The following is a 15,048-nucleotide window of genomic DNA, read 5'->3' on the forward strand; positions in this document are numbered from 1 at the left end:
GCGCGCCAGAAGGCTCAGCCGGCGCGCGCGAAACAGAACGAGCGGGAGGACGCCTCCGTGCGCCGACGAGCGACCTGCCCAGTGGCCGTTTGCCCAGCGCGCGGGTGCTCGCGCCGCAGCCGGATTTGATCTACACGGGGGCGTTTACGATGGACCATTCATGACGTCTCGCGTGCACCGGTGCGTGAGACAATCCGGAGTTGCATATGTCGCCCAGCCAAGCATCGCCCCTGACACTCGTTGTCGAAACGGCCGAGATCCTGACCTCGCTCGGCGTCGCGCCGGAGCGGCTGCGCGGTGGGACGCGCGCCGCCCGTTCGCCGGTGACCGGCGACGTGTTGGCCCATGTGCATGACGACAGCAGGGCCGATGCGACCGCGGTGATCGCGCGCGCGCATGCCGCGTTCTTGCAGTGGCGGCTCAAGCCGGCACCGAAGCGCGGCGAACTGGTGCGGCTGTTCGGCGAGGAGCTGCGCGCCCACAAGGCCGCGCTCGGCCGCCTGGTCTCGATCGAGGCCGGCAAGATCGTCTCCGAGGGGCTCGGCGAGGTCCAGGAGATGATCGACATCTGCGACTTCGCCGTCGGCCTGTCACGCCAGCTCTATGGCCTGACCATCGCCACCGAGCGCGCCGAGCACCGGATGATGGAGACCTGGCATCCCCTGGGGGTCACCGGCGTGATCTCCGCCTTCAACTTCCCCGTGGCGGTGTGGGCCTGGAATGCAGCGCTGGCGCTGGTGTGCGGCAACAGCGTCGTCTGGAAGCCGTCGGAGAAGACGCCGCTCACCGCGCTCGCGACCGACGCGTTGCTGGCGCGCGCGCTGCAGCGTTATCGTCGCGGGGGCGGCGAGGCGCCGGAGGGGCTCGCCGGCCTGCTGCTCGGCGGCCGCGCGGTCGGCGAGATGCTGGTCGACGATGCCAGGGTGCCGCTGGTGTCGGCGACCGGATCGACCGCCATGGGCCGCGTCGTCGGCGCCTGTCTTGCCAGCCGCTTTGCCCGCGCGATCCTCGAGCTCGGCGGCAACAATGCCGCGATCGTCACGCCCACGGCCGACCTCGATCTCACCCTGCGCGCCGTGGCGTTCGCGGCGATGGGCACCGCGGGCCAGCGCTGCACCAGCCTGCGCCGCCTGTTCGTGCATGCCGACGTCTACACCCAGCTCGTGCCGCGGCTGAAGCAGGCCTACGCCTCGGTGGCGATCGGCAATCCGCTGGAGCAGGGCACCTTGATCGGCCCGCTGATCGATCGCGGCGCCTACGACGCCATGCAGGACGCGCTGAGCGCCGCGCGGGATCACGGCGGCCGCGTGTTCGGCGGCGAGCGCGTCGCGGTCGGCGGCTTTGCGGAGGCGTACTACGTGCGGCCGGCCCTGGTCGAGATCGAATCGCAATCCGGTCCGGTCGAGCGCGAGACGTTCGCGCCGATTCTCTATGTGATGCCGTATCGCGATCTCGATGCCGCGATCGAGCTGCACAATGCGGTGCCGCAGGGGCTGTCGTCGTCGATCTTCACCAATGATCTGCGCGAGGCCGAACTGTTCGTGTCGTCGCGCGGCTCCGATTGCGGCATCGCCAACGTCAATATCGGCCCCTCGGGCGCCGAGATCGGCGGCGCGTTCGGCGGCGAGAAGGAGACCGGCGGCGGCCGTGAGTCCGGCTCGGATTCATGGAAGGCCTATATGCGCCGGGCCACCAACACCGTGAACTACGGCCGCAGCCTGCCGCTGGCGCAGGGCGTCAAGTTCGACCTCGGTTGATCGATGCGATGGGGCTCCCTCATCGGCGGAACCGCTTCGCTGCGTCGTGCGTTGCGCGCTGATAAGGAGATGCACCATGGCAACGAAGAAGAAAGCCTCGACCGCAAAGTCAGCTCGCGGACGCAACCAGGATCGCGCCCGCGTCGCGGGTGGACAGGACCACGAAGTCCGCTACGAAGCCAAGAAGAGCGGCCGCTCGGCGTCCGCGGTGAAGAAGGCGGTCAAGAAGGTCGGCAACAGCCGCAAGAAAGTCGAGCGCAAGCTGACGCGCCAGTGACGTCAATGCTGCTTCGGCCGCTCCGGCGGCCGAAGCGATCCCCTCGCCCAGCGGAGCGCCTTGGGCGAGTGCAGCGGATCGGGCCCATCGCAGGTCGGACAAGCAAGCTCGCGGCGCCCGCCCTTGCCCTCGCGAACCGCGAGCGCACGGCCGCAGGTCGGGCATGGCTTGCGCAGCAGCCACGGGACCGGATGATTCGGCATGATTGCGTCTCCCGGTGGAGGCCTCAGGCTAGGGCATCTCGGGGTAGCTACGGAATCACTTATTTGAATCACGGCGGATATTCCGGCTCTCCGTGCCGTGAACAATCAGGGCAGGTGTCGCCGGTCGCGGCCAGGACGGCCTCGATCGCCGCGAGCGCGTCCGAACTACACAAGCCGCGTGGCGGATCGTCGCGTGCGATGCGAAGCGCCCGCGCCAGCGCATGCGGGTCGCCGCGCTCGCGCATCCAGCCGTGCTGTTCGCATTCGACGATCGCGCCGGCCTCGCGCAGGGTGGCGACCGCCCAGCGCTCGAGACGCTGGCTCGCGGAATGGTGTGTGACGGCAGTCTGCATCGGCCACGCTCTCCCGCCGGGAGAATCCATGAATCGGCGGGTGTTTCCAGGCCCATCCTGCAGGGCAGGGATTCCAAAATGGAGGGGCTGGCTTGCCGCGGATTATTCGGCGGCCCGGCTTGAGATCGCCGCGGCCTGGGGCCATCCTTGATGGAGTGCGCGTGAAACGGATGCAGACAGGAATGCAGATCAGGGCCAACGAGGATTTGCTGCTCATCATCGATGTGCAGAACGATTTTTGTCCCGGCGGCGCGCTCGCCGTGGCCGACGGCGATGCCGTGGTGCCGGTGATCAACCGGCTGAGCGGGATGTTCGATCACGTCGTCCTGACCCAGGACTGGCACCCGGCGGGACACAGCTCGTTCGCCTCGAGCCACCCCGGCAAGGCGCCGTTCGAGAGCGTCACGATGCCCTACGGGCCGCAGACCTTGTGGCCGGACCACTGCATCCAGGGCACGCCGGGCGCCGCCTTCCATGCCGAGCTTGCGACCGACAAGGCGCAGCTCATCATCCGCAAGGGCTTTCGTGCCGCGATCGATTCCTACTCGGCGTTCCTCGAGAACGACAAGACCACGCCCACGGGCCTCGCCGGCTACCTGCGCGAGCGCGGCCTGAAGCGGGTTTTCCTGGTCGGCCTCGCCACCGATTTCTGCGTGCACTATTCGGCGGTCGATGCGCGGCGGCTCGGCTTCGCGGCCATCGTCATCGACAACGCCTGCCGCGGCATCGACCTCGGCGGCTCGATGGCGGCGGCCAAGGCGCAGGGCGCGGAGGCTGGGGTCGAGCGGATCGCCGAGCTGGCGTAGCGACGATGGACTACGCCGCCGCGCCGATGGTCGGCTCGGCGATGGTGCCGGCGACGCGGACGCGGACGCGCAGCGCGTTGCCGGGGAGGTAGGCGATCGGCATGTCCTCGACATCGACCGTCTTGAGCGTGTCGCGGTCGGCGCCGGCCTGCACCGCGCGCTCCTCGGCGATGGCCCGCGCCGCCGCGATGGCCTCGTCGCGGGTCAGGTCGCGGAAGACCTGGTCGGCCTCGCCGGAGACCTGGGCGATGGCGGCGCCGACCGCGTTGGCGCAGTCGCCATGGTCGACGCGCACGATGGTGGAGATGCCGGCAAGGCGCTCCGGCACCAGGAAGGCGCCGCCGCCGACCGCGAGCAGCGGCACGTCGCCGGCCTCGGTCTTCATGCGGTCGATGTCGCCCTCGAGCTTGCGGTGGGCGTCGGCGAGCGCGGCGTCGATCAGGCTTTTCGGCAGATGCGCGACGCGCGATCTGTCGCCGATGTCGATCAGCCCCACCGCGACCGCGATGTCGGTCGCGGTCAGGCGGTCGCCGCCAAACACCAGCGCGTCGGATGTCAGCCGGTATCCGACGCTGAGCGGGCCGACGCGGACCGGATCCTGCTCGACATGGCTGCCGCCGCCGAGCCCGATCGAGAGCAAATCGGGCATGCGGAACAGGGTGCGGACGCCACCGACCTCGACGACGGTGTTGGCCTCGCGCGGAAAGCCGTGGCGCAACTGGCCGATGTCGCTGGTGGTGCCGCCGACGTCGACGACCATGGCGTCGTCGAGGCCGGAGAGATACGCGGCGCCGCGCATCGAGTTGGTGGCGCCGGAGGCGAAGCTCATGACCGGGAAGGCGGTCGCGATCTCCGCCTGCATCACGGTGCCGTCGTTCTGCGTCAGGAACAGCGGCGCATCGATGCCGGACTCCGCGATCGCCTTGCGGAAGGCGGCGACCGTCGTGACCGCGAGGTCGTGGAGCGCGGCATTGAGCAGGGCGGCGTTCTCGCGCTCCAGCAGTCCGATGCGGCCGAGGTCGTGCGAGAGCGTGACGGCCACATCAGGGCAGATCTCGGCGAGGATTTCCCGCGCCGCGATCTCACAGCTCGGGTCGAGCGGCGAGAACGACGAGGCGACCGCGACCGCGCGCAGGCCCTTGGCCTTGATCGCGCGCGCGGCGGCTTTCAGGCCGCCGATGTCGAGCGGCATGAATGGGCGGCCATCATAATCGTGGCCGCCCTCGAGCATGAACGTCTCGCCGCTGACCAGCGCGGCGAGATCGCCCGGCCAGTCGCAGAACGGCGGCAGCGAGGCGGAGGCGGGCATGCCGATGCGGATGGCGCCGATCTTCTGCAGGTGCCGCCGCTGCACCACCGCATTGATGAAATGCGTGGTGCCGATCACGACCGCGTCGACCGGCGCGGCCGCCGCGGGATTTTCTCGCAGCGCCTTCAGCGCCGCGAGGATGCCGGAGGTGACGTCGGCGGTGGTCGCAGCCTTGACGGAGTGGACGACATGGTCGTCGGCAATCAGGACGGCGTCGGTGTTGGTGCCACCGACGTCAATGCCAATCCGCTTCATTCTCAGGGAGCTCCAGGGGTCGCAAACAGCGACCGGAAATCGAGGTCGTAACCGAAGGCGCGGGGGCCGACGAATTCGAGCCCGCGCGGGCTGGTCAATACGGCGGGCGCGGGCAGCGCGATCACGGTGACGCGCTGGCCGTAGCGCGCCGTCTCGGTGCCGATGCCGTGGCCGTTGACGCTGTCGAGCACGCAGATCAGGTCTGGCGACATCGCGATGGCTTCGCCATCGCGCCAAGCCACGATCCATTCGTTCTGGAACGACAGCTTGAGCCGGGTGCCGCGATCGTCGTCGCTGCCCTCCACGACGGCGCTGCCGCGCAGAAAGCCCTCGGTGGTGCGGCGCTCGACGTCGACGATCTTGCCGCTGAACAGCCGCTGGCCGCCCTCGCAATCGAGGATCGCCGCGATCGGATCCTGGTGGCTCCGGTTCGCTGCCTCGACCGCACGGCCGATCGCGATCGCCTTGGTGGTCGTGAAATGGATGCCCCAGTCCTTGACCTCGCGGCCCGTGCGCGGCGCCTTGCTGGTCGAGGCGATCGAGCCCATCTCGACGCAGATCTTGCGGCTGGCGCGCTCCATCCACTTCCAGCTCGGCACCTTGGTCACGACGGCCTCGATGCCGCGCGGATCGTAGAGCGTGCAGGGATAGGGCTTGAGGTCGCCGATCGCGACCGACGTCATCTGTGCCTCGGGAAAGGCACGGCCCATGCAGTCGGCGTCGACCACGGGGATGTTCAGATGCGCCGCCGCCATCAGCGCCTGCATGCCGTTGCCGCCGCCGATCTCGACCGACATCACGGCGCGAAATGTGATGCCGTTGATCTCCTCCTGCATGCGCACCGCACGCGCGATGCTGCGGCTGTCGGCCAGCCGTTCCTGCCCGACCAAGGGGGCGCCCATGTTGGAGACCACCGCGACCCAGTCGTCGTCGGCGAGGTCGAGCGGCGATATCATCTGCACGCGATGCCCCTCCGCATAGAGCCGGCGCAGGTTGAGCAGGCCGAGATAGGGACTGCCGCCGCCGCCGGTGCCGAGGATCCAGGCGCCGACCGCGAGCGCCTCGATGTCGTCGAGGCTGATCGTCTTCATGCCGGCTGCGCTCACGGCACAAGCTCTTCGACGTCGCTCTGTGACTGCGGCGCACGGTACTGCTGCGGGAATAGGAATATAACGCTCACAATATCAATCCTCGAGGATGACGAGATCGGCCGGACGCCAGTCGAGCGTGACCGTTTGACCCGGCGCATGGAGAGGACCAGCTCCGGAATTCGGCTGTTGCGCCAGCACGTGCTGTCCGCTCTCCAGGGCGATGCGGTACAGCACCGCGCCGCCGAGGAAATTGGTGCTCTCGACGGTGCCGCGCGCGGACATGCCTGTCCGCTTGGCATCGGCCACCTCGGCTGGCGATACCGAGATCTTCTCCGGCCGCAGCGCGACCGACAGAACCTCGGCCTCGGCTGCTGCAACTGTGTCCGCCAGGGACAGTACCAGACCGTTGCCGACGGCTATCCCGACGCCCTTGTCCAAGGTCACGCGCTGACCACGAAAAATGTTGGTGTCGCCGATGAAATCGGCAACGAAACGCGTCCGCGGCTGATCGTAGATCTCGAGCGGGGTGCCGATCTGCTCGACGCGGCCGGCGTTCATGACCGCGATGCGGTCCGACATGGCCAGCGCCTCCTCCTGGTCGTGGGTGACGAACACGAGGGTGAGGCCAAGCGTCTTCTGCAGCCGCTTGAGTTCGAACTGCATCTGCTGGCGCAATTTCTTGTCGAGCGCGCCGAGCGGCTCGTCGCAGAGCAGCACGCGGGGCGAGATGACGATGGCGCGGGCGAGCGCGACGCGCTGCTGCTGGCCGCCGGACAGTTGCGCCGGCCTGCGGTTCTCCAGGCCTCCGAGTTCAACCATCGCCAGCGCTGCCTTCACCTTCGCGGCAATCGTCGCCTTGTCGATCTTGCGCATGCGCAGGCCGAAGGCGACGTTCTCGGCCACGGTCCGGTGCGGGAACAGGGCGTAGTTCTGGAACACCATCGCCATGTCGCGCTTGTGCGCCGGCACGTGGGTGATGTCGGCGCCGTCGAGGCGGATCTCGCCGGCGCTTGGGCTGTCGAAGCCGGCGATCATGCGCAGGGTGGTGGTCTTGCCGCAGCCGGACGGGCCGAGCAGCGAAAAGAACTCGCCAGGCCTGATGTTCACGGCAACCGCGTCGACTGCGCGTACGCCGCCGTCATAGATCTTGCTGACCGCGGCGATCTCGATGGCAGCGCTCATGCGCGGAATATCCGGTTGACCCGGCTGTCGATCTCGTCCTTCCGTGCGTTGTACCACTTCCAGTCGACCTGGATCAGCTTGCCGACCTTCTCCGGCGTCGTCAGCAGCTTGGCGTCATACTTGGAGTCGAGCTTGACCTTCTTGTTGGCCGGCGAATACCAGACGGTCTCAGCGAGGCGCTTTTGAACCTCGGAGCGCAGCATGTAGTTGATATAGGCGTTGGCGAGATCCTTCACCTTGCTGCCAGGCGTGATGCTCAGCACTTGCTCGAGCGACAGCACGCCCTCGTTTGGCGTGACGAAGTCGACCGGCTGGTTCTGGCCGTCGTAACGATAGATGCCGGAATCATGCAGGATGCCGAGGCCGACCTCACCGGACAGGATCAGCTTCTCCATCGCGCCGGTGAAGTCGACCAGCTTGATCGGCTTCAGCTTCTCCAGCGCTGCATAGGCGGCGTCGAGGTCGGTCTGGCCCTTGCCATACAGGGCGCCGCACATCATCACGAACGCCTGTCCAAGGCTATTGGCAGGGATCACATAGCCGCCGCGCGCGCCGTTGAATTTCGCATCCCAGTAGTCTTTCCACGACGTGACGCTCCCATAGCCCTTGTCGGTGCGCATGCCGAGCCCGATGGCGCTGGTGAAGATGCAGACGCCGACGATCTTGTCGCTGACGGCGTAAGGGTAGACGTCGGCAATGTTCGGAACCAGCTTGGGGTCGACCTTGGGCTCGACGAGACCCATCTCCACGGCCGCCCACTGCTCGTTGGAGTTGGTGTGCAGCACGTCGTAGATGGGAGCCGAGCGCGAACTCGCCTGCAGCTTCGGCAGGAATGGCAGCGCGGTGTCGGTCTTGAGCTTGCACTTGAACTCGCTTTCGAAGGCCGGGCCGATCTCGGCCTTCATCACGTCACCCCATTTGCCGCCCCAGCCGGTGACGTTGAGAACGGGCTCGTCCGCACGCGCGACAAAGGGAGCAGCGACAACGCCGGCGCCGAGCGACGCAGCCGCGGTCAGCAGGCGGCGGCGGCTCAGGGGAAAACGACGCGATGAGGCGGTCATGTCCGGGATCTCCCTTAGAGTTTGACGTAGGAGCGAAGACCTACGGTGCGGTCGAGCGCGATGACGACGATGAAGGCGAGCAGGATCGAGACCACCGAGGCCGCGCCGATGGTGCCGTCGAGATCGAACTTCAGATAGTTGAACAGCGTGATCGGCAAGGTCTCGCTGCCCGGCGCGACCAGGAACAGCGACACCGGAAACTGGTCGAACGAGACGATGAAAGCAAAGATCGCGCCTGCCAGAACGCCGGGCTTCACCAGCGGCAGCGTGATCTCGAAGAAGGTCCGGGTGGGGCTGGCGCCGAGATTCTGCGCGGCTTCCTCCAACCTGACATCGAAATTGTGCAGCACGGCGAGCGTGGTCCGCACCACGTAGGGAATCGTCACCAGCGTGTGACCAGCCACCAGCCCCCACACCGGGCGTCCGACGTCGAGCAGTACGTAGGACTGGAACAGCGCAAGACCGGTCAGGATCGCCGGCAGCATGAGCGGCGACAGCATGGTCGCCACGATCAGCCGGGAGCCTGGCAGGTTGCCGCGGGCGATCGCCAGCGCGGCCGAGGCGCCCAGCACGGTGGCCGCGACCGTGGTCATGGCCGCGACTTCGATGCTGAACAGCAGCGCGTGCATGAAGTCGCCCGAGGCGAAGAATTTCTCGAACCAGCGAAAGGAGATGCCGACTGGTGGAAACTGGATGAAAGGCGTCGGGTTGAGCGCGAACACGATCACGATCGCAATCGGCGCCAGCAGGAAGACGAGGATGGCGGTGTTGGCGGCGAGATAGAGCCTGCGGCCCCACCGGAGCGGCCGCGCCTTGCTGCGAAGGGCAGGTGTGGCCGCCAGACCGATTGGCGCAGCGAGCGGCGGCCGCGATCCCGGAGCAAGGCTCGTCATCTGCGCCCTCATTGCAGCTCGCGCTGGCCCGAAACGAGGCCGAGCACGTGATTATACGCGATGACGAGCGAGAGCGAAATGATGAGCAGCACCATGCCGAGCGCAGCCGCGAAGCCGACGTTGAAGTTGGCGGAGATCTGCTGGTAGATCAGGATCGGCAAGGTCATGACCTGGAAGCCGCCGAGCAGGATCGGGGTGACATAGGCGCTGATCGCGAGCGCGAAGACGAGCAGCGAGCCGGCGAGGATGCCGGGCAGGCTGAGCGGCAGGGTGACCTCGAGAAATGCGCGCCATGGGCTGGCGCCGAGATTCTCCGCCGCCTGCTCCAGCCGCTCGTCGATGCGGCCGATCACGCCGGTGAGCGTCAGCACCATGAAAGGCACATAGATGTGGACCAGGCCGATGATGATGCCGGTCTCATTGTACATCAGCTGCAACGGCCTTGTGACCAGCCCGAGCGACGCCAGGATCTGGTTGATGACACCCTTGTCGGACAGCAGCGTCATCCAGGCGAAGGTACGCACCACGATGCCGGTCAGCATCGGCGCCAGCACGGCCATCAGCAGCAGCGCATGGCCGGTGCGGCTCTTGATACGCGCCATCCAATGCGCGAGCGGGTAGCCGATCACGAGCGCGGCGAGCGTCGTCCAGAGGCCGATCCGGATCGTGGTCCAGATCACCTCGAGATAGTAGCCGTCATCGCCCATGCGGGCATAGTGCCTGGCTGTGAGGGCGACGTTCGGCATGACCACGGGGTTGCCGGTCAGGACGCTCATCACCGCCATCAATCCGATCGGCAGAAAGAAGAACAACGCAAACAGCAGCGCGCTCGGCAGGATCAACAGCGCCAGGCTGTTGACGCGCGGCGCGCTGCTGCTCGTCATCAGGAGGCCAGTCCGGCCAATTGCTCGATGGTCTGGCCGAGCGGATCGCCGGTCATGCGCCGCAGCTTTGCGGCCATGCTGCCGAGCTCGCGGCGGACATTGGCACGCTCGATCTCGGTGGTGGCCTGGACCGAGTAGGAGACGGCGATGCCGATCAGCTCACCGCTCTCGCCGCTCGTCAGCGCAAAGCCCTGCGAGCCGACGCCCTCGATGGCCTCGTCGGCGGCGTCCGAGATGCCGGTCCGGCGGATCTCGTTCAGCCGCGCCATCAGCTCGGTGAAGTTCTGCGGCGAGTTGGCCGGGACCTTCGGGTAGTCGAGCGGCACGCGCGTCCGGATCTCCTGGTCTGTCAGACGCGCCAGCATGGCGCGGCCGTTCGAGGTGATGATGGCCGGCGTGCGCTGGCCCGGCGGGTTGACGACGCGCAGCGGGTTGGAGCCGGGCACGATGCGCAGCACCACCTGCTGATAGCCGTCGAGCACGGCGATGTAGCCGGTGTGGCCGGTGCGCGCGCAGACATCGCGCAGCTCGCGCTCGGCGGTGGCGATCAGGTCGTCATGGGCCCGGTGCAGCCGCCCGAGCTCGAAGGTGAGCAGGCCCGGCCGGTAGCGGCGGCTGTGCGGATCCTGCTCGAGCAGGCCGCAATCGCGCAGCGAGCGGAGCAGGCGGGAGGTCGAGCTTTTCGGTTTGCCGGTCAGGACCTGGACGTCGGCAAAGGAGAGGTCGGGCCGCGCGGTCGAGAAGCAGCGCAGGATGTCGATGGCGTTGGTCAGAGCGCTCATGATGATACCGTTTGTTCCATTTTTTGGAACGTAGTCCCAAATTCTAGAAGCGGCAGACCGTCTGCCGCAAGGCGAAATTACTGGCAACGAGGTGCCCGAATGCGCGTCAGGGTGGTGGTCGGGGCGCCGGGCGCAGACGGAGCATGCTCAGCCTCACTGCGCCACGGTGGACCTGATGCGACCGACGGCGGCGTCTACGCCCGTCCAGGCCGGCTTGTCCGGAGCAAACTGCTGACGAAGATAGGCGACGAGTTCGGCGATCTGGACGTCACTGAGATGGTCCTTGAACGCCGGCATGTAGCCGAGATCGGACGAGACCGGCTTCATGATCCCGTGCAGGATCACCTGGATCAGATTGTCGGGTGTGGCGCTGTGCAGGTTGCTGTTCAGCGCCAGCGAGGGCCGACTGCCGAACAGCGGCAGGCCGCCCACCTCGTGACAGACCGCGCAGGCGCCGAGATAGAGCCGTGCCGCCGGAGACGCCGTCGAGGTCGCCTTGGTGCGCGCTTCCAACTCCGCGGCCATCGCCTCCAGCTTCGCTGCCTCGGGCGAGGGCGTCTGGAACGAGGCGAGATAGATCGCCATGGCCCGAACGTCCGCGTCGGGCAGCGTCGCGAGATCCTTCACGATCGGCGCCATCGGACCGGCCGCGACACCATGGAAGCGCGATTGCCCCGAGCGCAGATAAGTGTAGAGCTCGTCCTCGGTCCACGGGATCGGGGCAGTCGAGAGCGCGGTCAGCGCAGGGGCTTCCCAGCCATCGGCGAAGCCGCCAGCCAGATGTGCGTTGCGCTGCTCGGCGCCGAGCGCGTTGCGCGGCGAGTGACAGGCGCTGCAATGGCCGAGGCTTTCGACGAGATAGAAGCCGCGATTCCACTGCTCCGATTGTGTCGGATCGGGCCGGAACGGCTGCGTGTCGTGAAACAGAGCGTTCCATCCGGCGACCAGCGGCCGCAGGTTGAATGGGAAGCGCAGCGCGTTGTCAGGCGCCTGCTGTCTCACTGGCGCCTGTGCCATCAGGTAGGCGTAGAGCGCCTGCAGGTCGGCATCATCGGTTCGCGCGAAATGCGTGTAGGGAAACGCCGGATAGAGCTGCCGGCCGTCGCGATGCACGCCCTCGCGCATCGCGCGCTCGAAGGCGGGATAGGACCAGGCGCCGATGCCGGTCTCGACGTCGGGCGTGATGTTGGTGCTGAACAGCGTGCCGAACGGCGTCTCCAGTGCGCGGCCGCCGGCATTGATCAGGCCGCCATCCGCGGTATGGCAGACAGCGCAATTGCCGAGCGCCGCGAGCGCCTCGCCGCGCGCGATCGTCGCTGCGGAATAGACCGAGGGATCGGGGCGCGTGATCGGCGCGATGGCGCGCCAGGGCAACACGGCGGTGGCGACGCCGATCGCCGCGGCGCAGGCCGCGACGGCGGTGGCGATCACGCCGCCCCGCTTGGCAAAGGGCTTGGGCCACGTGGTCGCCGGTCTTTCGGGGGCGGGCAGCGACTGCGGCGCCGGCGTCTCCGCCCGTTCGCCGCGCAGGCCTTTCAGGATGCGCTCCGGCGTGAATGGCGGCTCGCGGAAGCGGACGCCGGTGGCGTCGTAGATCGCATTGGCGATCGCGGCGGCGCTGGGCACGGACGCGGACTCGCCGACGCCGAGCGGCGGCTGATCCGGCCGCGGCAGCATCAGCACGTCGATCTCAGGCACGTCGGGGAAGGTGATGATCGGATAGGCGCCCCATTCCCGTGCCGCGACCTTGCCGCGCGTGAAGGGAATCTCCTCCATCAGCGCACGGCTGGTGGATTGGATGACGTTGCCTTCGATCTGGTGGCGTACCCCGTCGGGATTGATCATCAGGCCGGAGTCCTGGCCTGCAATGACCCGCGTGACGCTGACATCGCCGGTGGTCGTATTCACGGCGACATCGGCGATCCACGCCGACCATGCCGCGCCGTAGCCGGGAAACTTGCTGTGGACGTAGAGCGCGTAGGCGAAGCCGCGGCCATGGACGACGCCGTTCTCGGGCGTCTTCTCCTCCCGCACGGGGCGCGGCGTCCAGCCGGCGCGCTCGGCCACGGCGTTCACGAGATCACGTGCGCGCTCGTCCTTCAGATAGCGCAGCCGGTATTCGATCGGGTCGACGCCGGCCTCGGCGGCGAGCTCGTCGATGTAGGACTCGTGCGCGAAGGTGTTGGGCAGCGCCGAGACACCGCGGATCCAGGACGCACGCACGATCGGCGGCATGTCATGCGCCGTGACGCGCATGTGCTCATAGTCGTAAGGCGGGATCGCGGTGCGGTCGCCCATCTCGAACACCGCAGGCTCCGGCCCGATGCGCCCGGTCAGCAGCAGCGCCAGCGTCGGTGCGCCGTTCGAGGGATAGCGCGTGGCGAACTCATAGGCCGCGACCGAGCCGTCGGCATTGAGGCCGCCATTGACGTCCATCAGCTGCGCGGTGCCCTTGGGCTCCCACAGATGCTCTTGCTCGCGCGACAATTGCACCCGCACCGGGCGGCCGACCGCACGCGACAGCAGCAGCGCATCGGCCGTGACGTCGTCGGCGCAGTTGCGGCCGTAGCAGCCGGCGGCCTCGAGGCGGATCAGCTCGATCTGGTGCTCGGGACGGTCGATCAGCTTGGCGAGATCGCCGCGCAGGAGATGAGGATTCTGCGTGCCGGAATAAATGCGGATCTGCCCGTCGCGATAGTCGGCCACCGCGCAGGACGGTCCGATCGAGCCGTGCATCTGGTAGGGCCAGAGATAGGTCCTCCGCATCGGCTTGGCGGCGCCGGCGATGGCGGCATCGACATCGCCCTTGTCGAGCAGCCGTCGCGGAGCGGACGGATTGGCGCGCAGCGCGTTCTCGACATCATCGAGGTCGCGCAGGGTCGGCACCGGCTTCCAATTCACCTCGAGGCGCTCGGCGGCACGGATCGCATTCTCCTCGCGCTCGGCGACGACGCCGATGAAGTCGCCGATGACGACGACGTCGACTAGGCCAGGGACATCGCGCACTGACTCCCTGTCGACGCCAAGAAGGCTGGTTCCGATGAAGGGGCCGGCATCGACGCCGGCATAGGGCGGACGCACGACGCGGCCGTGCAGCATGCCGGGGACGCGAACGTCATGCACGTAAGTGAGCTCACCGGTCGCCTTCGCCGGCAGGTCGACGCGCGGCACCGAGCGGCCGACGACCTGATAGTCGTTCACCGACTTGACGAGGATATCGTCGGCGAGCTCGAGGCGGATCGTCTCATCGCCGATCAGCTCGCCATAGCTGAGGACGCGGTTGTTGGGCCCGCGGACCAGTCCATCCTCGACCATCAAGTCCTGAACGTCGAGGTCGAGCTGCGTCGCCGCCCGCGCCAAGAGGAAGGCGCGCGCCTGCGCCGCCGCCTTGCGCAGGGGCACGGCGGTGATCTGGATTGTCTCGCTGGCGATGGTCGCGCCCTGGTTCGGCACGACCGCGGTGTCCCCGAGCACGACCACGACCCGAGCGAAGGAGACGTCGAGCTCTTCTGCGACGATCTGTCCCAGCGCGGTGCGGATGCCGGTGCCGAGATCGACATGGCCGTTGAAGGCGGAGACCTCGCCTGCCGCCGTGATCCGGATGAAGGTTTCGAACTGGCCATCGTTGCCGGCGATGGGACGTTCGACGACCAGCCGGCCGCGAGGCATGTCGGCGTCCTTGGTGAGGCGATCGTTCATCAGTCCAGCGCCTCGAGCGTGTGGCCGGCCGCGCGCATCGCCGCGCGGAGGATTTCGACATGCGCGCCGCAGCGGCAGAGATTGTAGCGCAGCGCTTGCTTGATCTCGTCGGGTGACGGATCGGGCTTGATCGCCAGCAGCGCCTTGGTCGTCATGATCATGCCGTTGAGGCAGTAGCCGCATTGCGCGGCCTGCTCGGCGATGAAGGCCTGCTGCACCGGATCGGGCGCCTCGCGCGAGCCCAGTCCTTCCAGCGTGGTGACGTCGCGGCCGATGCAGCCTTCCACCGGAATGACGCAGGAGCGGGCGGCGCGGCCGTCGATCAGTACGGTGCAGGCGCCGCATTCCCCCAGGCCGCAGCCGTACTTCGGACCGTTCAGAGCGAGGTCGTTGCGCAGCACATGGAGCAGGGGCGTGTCCGGCGCGGCGGCGACGTCATGTGTCCGTCCGTTCACGGTCAGCCGAATCGTTGCTGGCGTCATGCCCTTCTGTCGTC

At 67.6% G+C, this 15,048-nt stretch carries 14 protein-coding genes; 3 read left to right on the forward strand and 11 right to left on the reverse strand.

Annotation, left to right across the window (positions count from 1 at the left end; all coding sequences use genetic code 11):
- Positions 1–206: 206 nt before the first annotated feature.
- On the forward strand, positions 207–1,757 hold the full coding sequence (locus QW863_RS14735) for an aldehyde dehydrogenase family protein (protein WP_315715487.1): 1,551 nt from the start codon (positions 207–209) through the stop codon (positions 1,755–1,757).
- A 76-nt stretch (positions 1,758–1,833) separates the two neighbouring features.
- Positions 1,834–2,034, forward strand: coding sequence for a DUF3606 domain-containing protein (locus QW863_RS14740; protein ID WP_315715488.1), 201 nt, complete (start codon positions 1,834–1,836; stop codon positions 2,032–2,034).
- A gap of 2 nt (positions 2,035–2,036) precedes the next feature.
- Here the strand turns inward: QW863_RS14740 and QW863_RS14745 are convergent, their stop codons facing one another.
- Together QW863_RS14745 and QW863_RS14750 are read right to left on the reverse strand one after the other, a co-directional pair.
- Positions 2,037–2,237 carry a hypothetical protein gene (locus QW863_RS14745; protein WP_315715489.1) on the reverse strand — a complete coding sequence of 67 codons (201 nt, stop codon included), beginning with the start codon at positions 2,235–2,237 and terminating at the stop codon, positions 2,037–2,039.
- 68 nt (positions 2,238–2,305) lie between these two features.
- Positions 2,306–2,590 carry a hypothetical protein gene (locus tag QW863_RS14750; protein ID WP_315715490.1) on the reverse strand — a complete coding sequence of 95 codons (285 nt, stop codon included), beginning with the start codon at positions 2,588–2,590 and terminating at the stop codon, positions 2,306–2,308.
- Between the two features lie 170 nt (positions 2,591–2,760).
- Between QW863_RS14750 and pncA the strand changes: the two genes are divergently transcribed.
- Complete coding sequence (pncA, locus tag QW863_RS14755; protein ID WP_315715797.1) at positions 2,761–3,396, forward strand: bifunctional nicotinamidase/pyrazinamidase; 636 nt, start codon at positions 2,761–2,763, stop codon at positions 3,394–3,396.
- Positions 3,397–3,406: 10 nt separating this feature from the next.
- Here pncA and QW863_RS14760 read toward each other — a convergent pair whose 3' ends face one another.
- The 9 genes from QW863_RS14760 to QW863_RS14800 all read right to left on the reverse strand — a co-directional run bounded on the left by QW863_RS14760 (position 3,407) and on the right by QW863_RS14800 (position 15,034).
- On the reverse strand, positions 3,407–4,960 hold the full coding sequence (locus QW863_RS14760; RefSeq protein WP_315715491.1) for a hydantoinase/oxoprolinase family protein: 1,554 nt from the start codon (positions 4,958–4,960) through the stop codon (positions 3,407–3,409).
- Positions 4,961–4,962: 2 nt separating this feature from the next.
- Positions 4,963–6,066 carry a DUF917 domain-containing protein gene (locus QW863_RS14765; protein ID WP_315715492.1) on the reverse strand — a complete coding sequence of 368 codons (1,104 nt, stop codon included), beginning with the start codon at positions 6,064–6,066 and terminating at the stop codon, positions 4,963–4,965.
- Positions 6,067–6,144: 78 nt separating this feature from the next.
- Positions 6,145–7,233 (reverse strand): ABC transporter ATP-binding protein, encoded by a 1,089-nt coding sequence (locus QW863_RS14770; protein WP_315715493.1) that lies wholly within the window; start codon positions 7,231–7,233, stop codon positions 6,145–6,147.
- Entirely contained in the window at positions 7,230–8,294 is a 1,065-nt protein-coding gene (locus QW863_RS14775; RefSeq protein ID WP_315715494.1) for an extracellular solute-binding protein, read from the reverse strand. The genes QW863_RS14770 and QW863_RS14775 overlap by 4 nt, the downstream gene beginning before the upstream one ends.
- Before the next feature lie 14 nt (positions 8,295–8,308).
- A complete protein-coding gene (locus tag QW863_RS14780; protein ID WP_315715496.1) occupies positions 8,309–9,187 on the reverse strand; it encodes an ABC transporter permease in 879 nt (292 codons plus the stop codon).
- Between the two features lie 8 nt (positions 9,188–9,195).
- Positions 9,196–10,071, reverse strand: a complete 876-nt coding sequence (locus tag QW863_RS14785; protein ID WP_315715497.1) for an ABC transporter permease — start codon at positions 10,069–10,071, stop codon at positions 9,196–9,198.
- The gene (locus tag QW863_RS14790) at positions 10,071–10,853 is read right to left on the reverse strand and encodes an IclR family transcriptional regulator (protein WP_315715498.1); all 783 of its coding nucleotides are present in this window, start codon (positions 10,851–10,853) and stop codon (positions 10,071–10,073) included. Before QW863_RS14790 ends, QW863_RS14785 begins: the two co-directional genes overlap by 1 nt.
- A gap of 153 nt (positions 10,854–11,006) precedes the next feature.
- On the reverse strand, positions 11,007–14,552 hold the full coding sequence (locus tag QW863_RS14795; protein WP_315715499.1) for a molybdopterin cofactor-binding domain-containing protein: 3,546 nt from the start codon (positions 14,550–14,552) through the stop codon (positions 11,007–11,009).
- A complete protein-coding gene (locus QW863_RS14800; protein ID WP_315715500.1) occupies positions 14,552–15,034 on the reverse strand; it encodes a (2Fe-2S)-binding protein in 483 nt (160 codons plus the stop codon). The genes QW863_RS14795 and QW863_RS14800 overlap by 1 nt, the downstream gene beginning before the upstream one ends.
- Between the last annotated feature and the right edge of the window lie 14 nt (positions 15,035–15,048).

Origin of the sequence: Bradyrhizobium sp. SZCCHNR1017 (assembly GCF_032381375.1) — a bacterium.
Taxonomy (GTDB): domain Bacteria; phylum Pseudomonadota; class Alphaproteobacteria; order Rhizobiales; family Xanthobacteraceae; genus Bradyrhizobium.

Bases quoted from the DNA above. Each gene is read 5' to 3' on its own strand.
- QW863_RS14735 (WP_315715487.1), top strand. From the start codon at position 207: ATGTCGCCCAGCCAAGCATCGCCCCTGACACTCGTTGTCGAAACGGCC.
- QW863_RS14740 (WP_315715488.1), top strand. From the start codon at position 1,834: ATGGCAACGAAGAAGAAAGCCTCGACCGCAAAGTCAGCTCGCGGACGC.
- QW863_RS14745 (WP_315715489.1), bottom strand. From the start codon at position 2,237: ATGCCGAATCATCCGGTCCCGTGGCTGCTGCGCAAGCCATGCCCGACC.
- QW863_RS14750 (WP_315715490.1), bottom strand. From the start codon at position 2,590: ATGCAGACTGCCGTCACACACCATTCCGCGAGCCAGCGTCTCGAGCGC.
- pncA (WP_315715797.1), top strand. From the start codon at position 2,761: ATGCAGACAGGAATGCAGATCAGGGCCAACGAGGATTTGCTGCTCATC.
- QW863_RS14760 (WP_315715491.1), bottom strand. From the start codon at position 4,960: ATGAAGCGGATTGGCATTGACGTCGGTGGCACCAACACCGACGCCGTC.
- QW863_RS14770 (WP_315715493.1), bottom strand. From the start codon at position 7,233: ATGAGCGCTGCCATCGAGATCGCCGCGGTCAGCAAGATCTATGACGGC.
- QW863_RS14775 (WP_315715494.1), bottom strand. From the start codon at position 8,294: ATGACCGCCTCATCGCGTCGTTTTCCCCTGAGCCGCCGCCGCCTGCTG.
- QW863_RS14780 (WP_315715496.1), bottom strand. From the start codon at position 9,187: ATGACGAGCCTTGCTCCGGGATCGCGGCCGCCGCTCGCTGCGCCAATC.
- QW863_RS14785 (WP_315715497.1), bottom strand. From the start codon at position 10,071: ATGACGAGCAGCAGCGCGCCGCGCGTCAACAGCCTGGCGCTGTTGATC.
- QW863_RS14790 (WP_315715498.1), bottom strand. From the start codon at position 10,853: ATGAGCGCTCTGACCAACGCCATCGACATCCTGCGCTGCTTCTCGACC.
- QW863_RS14795 (WP_315715499.1), bottom strand. From the start codon at position 14,552: ATGAACGATCGCCTCACCAAGGACGCCGACATGCCTCGCGGCCGGCTG.
- QW863_RS14800 (WP_315715500.1), bottom strand. From the start codon at position 15,034: ATGACGCCAGCAACGATTCGGCTGACCGTGAACGGACGGACACATGAC.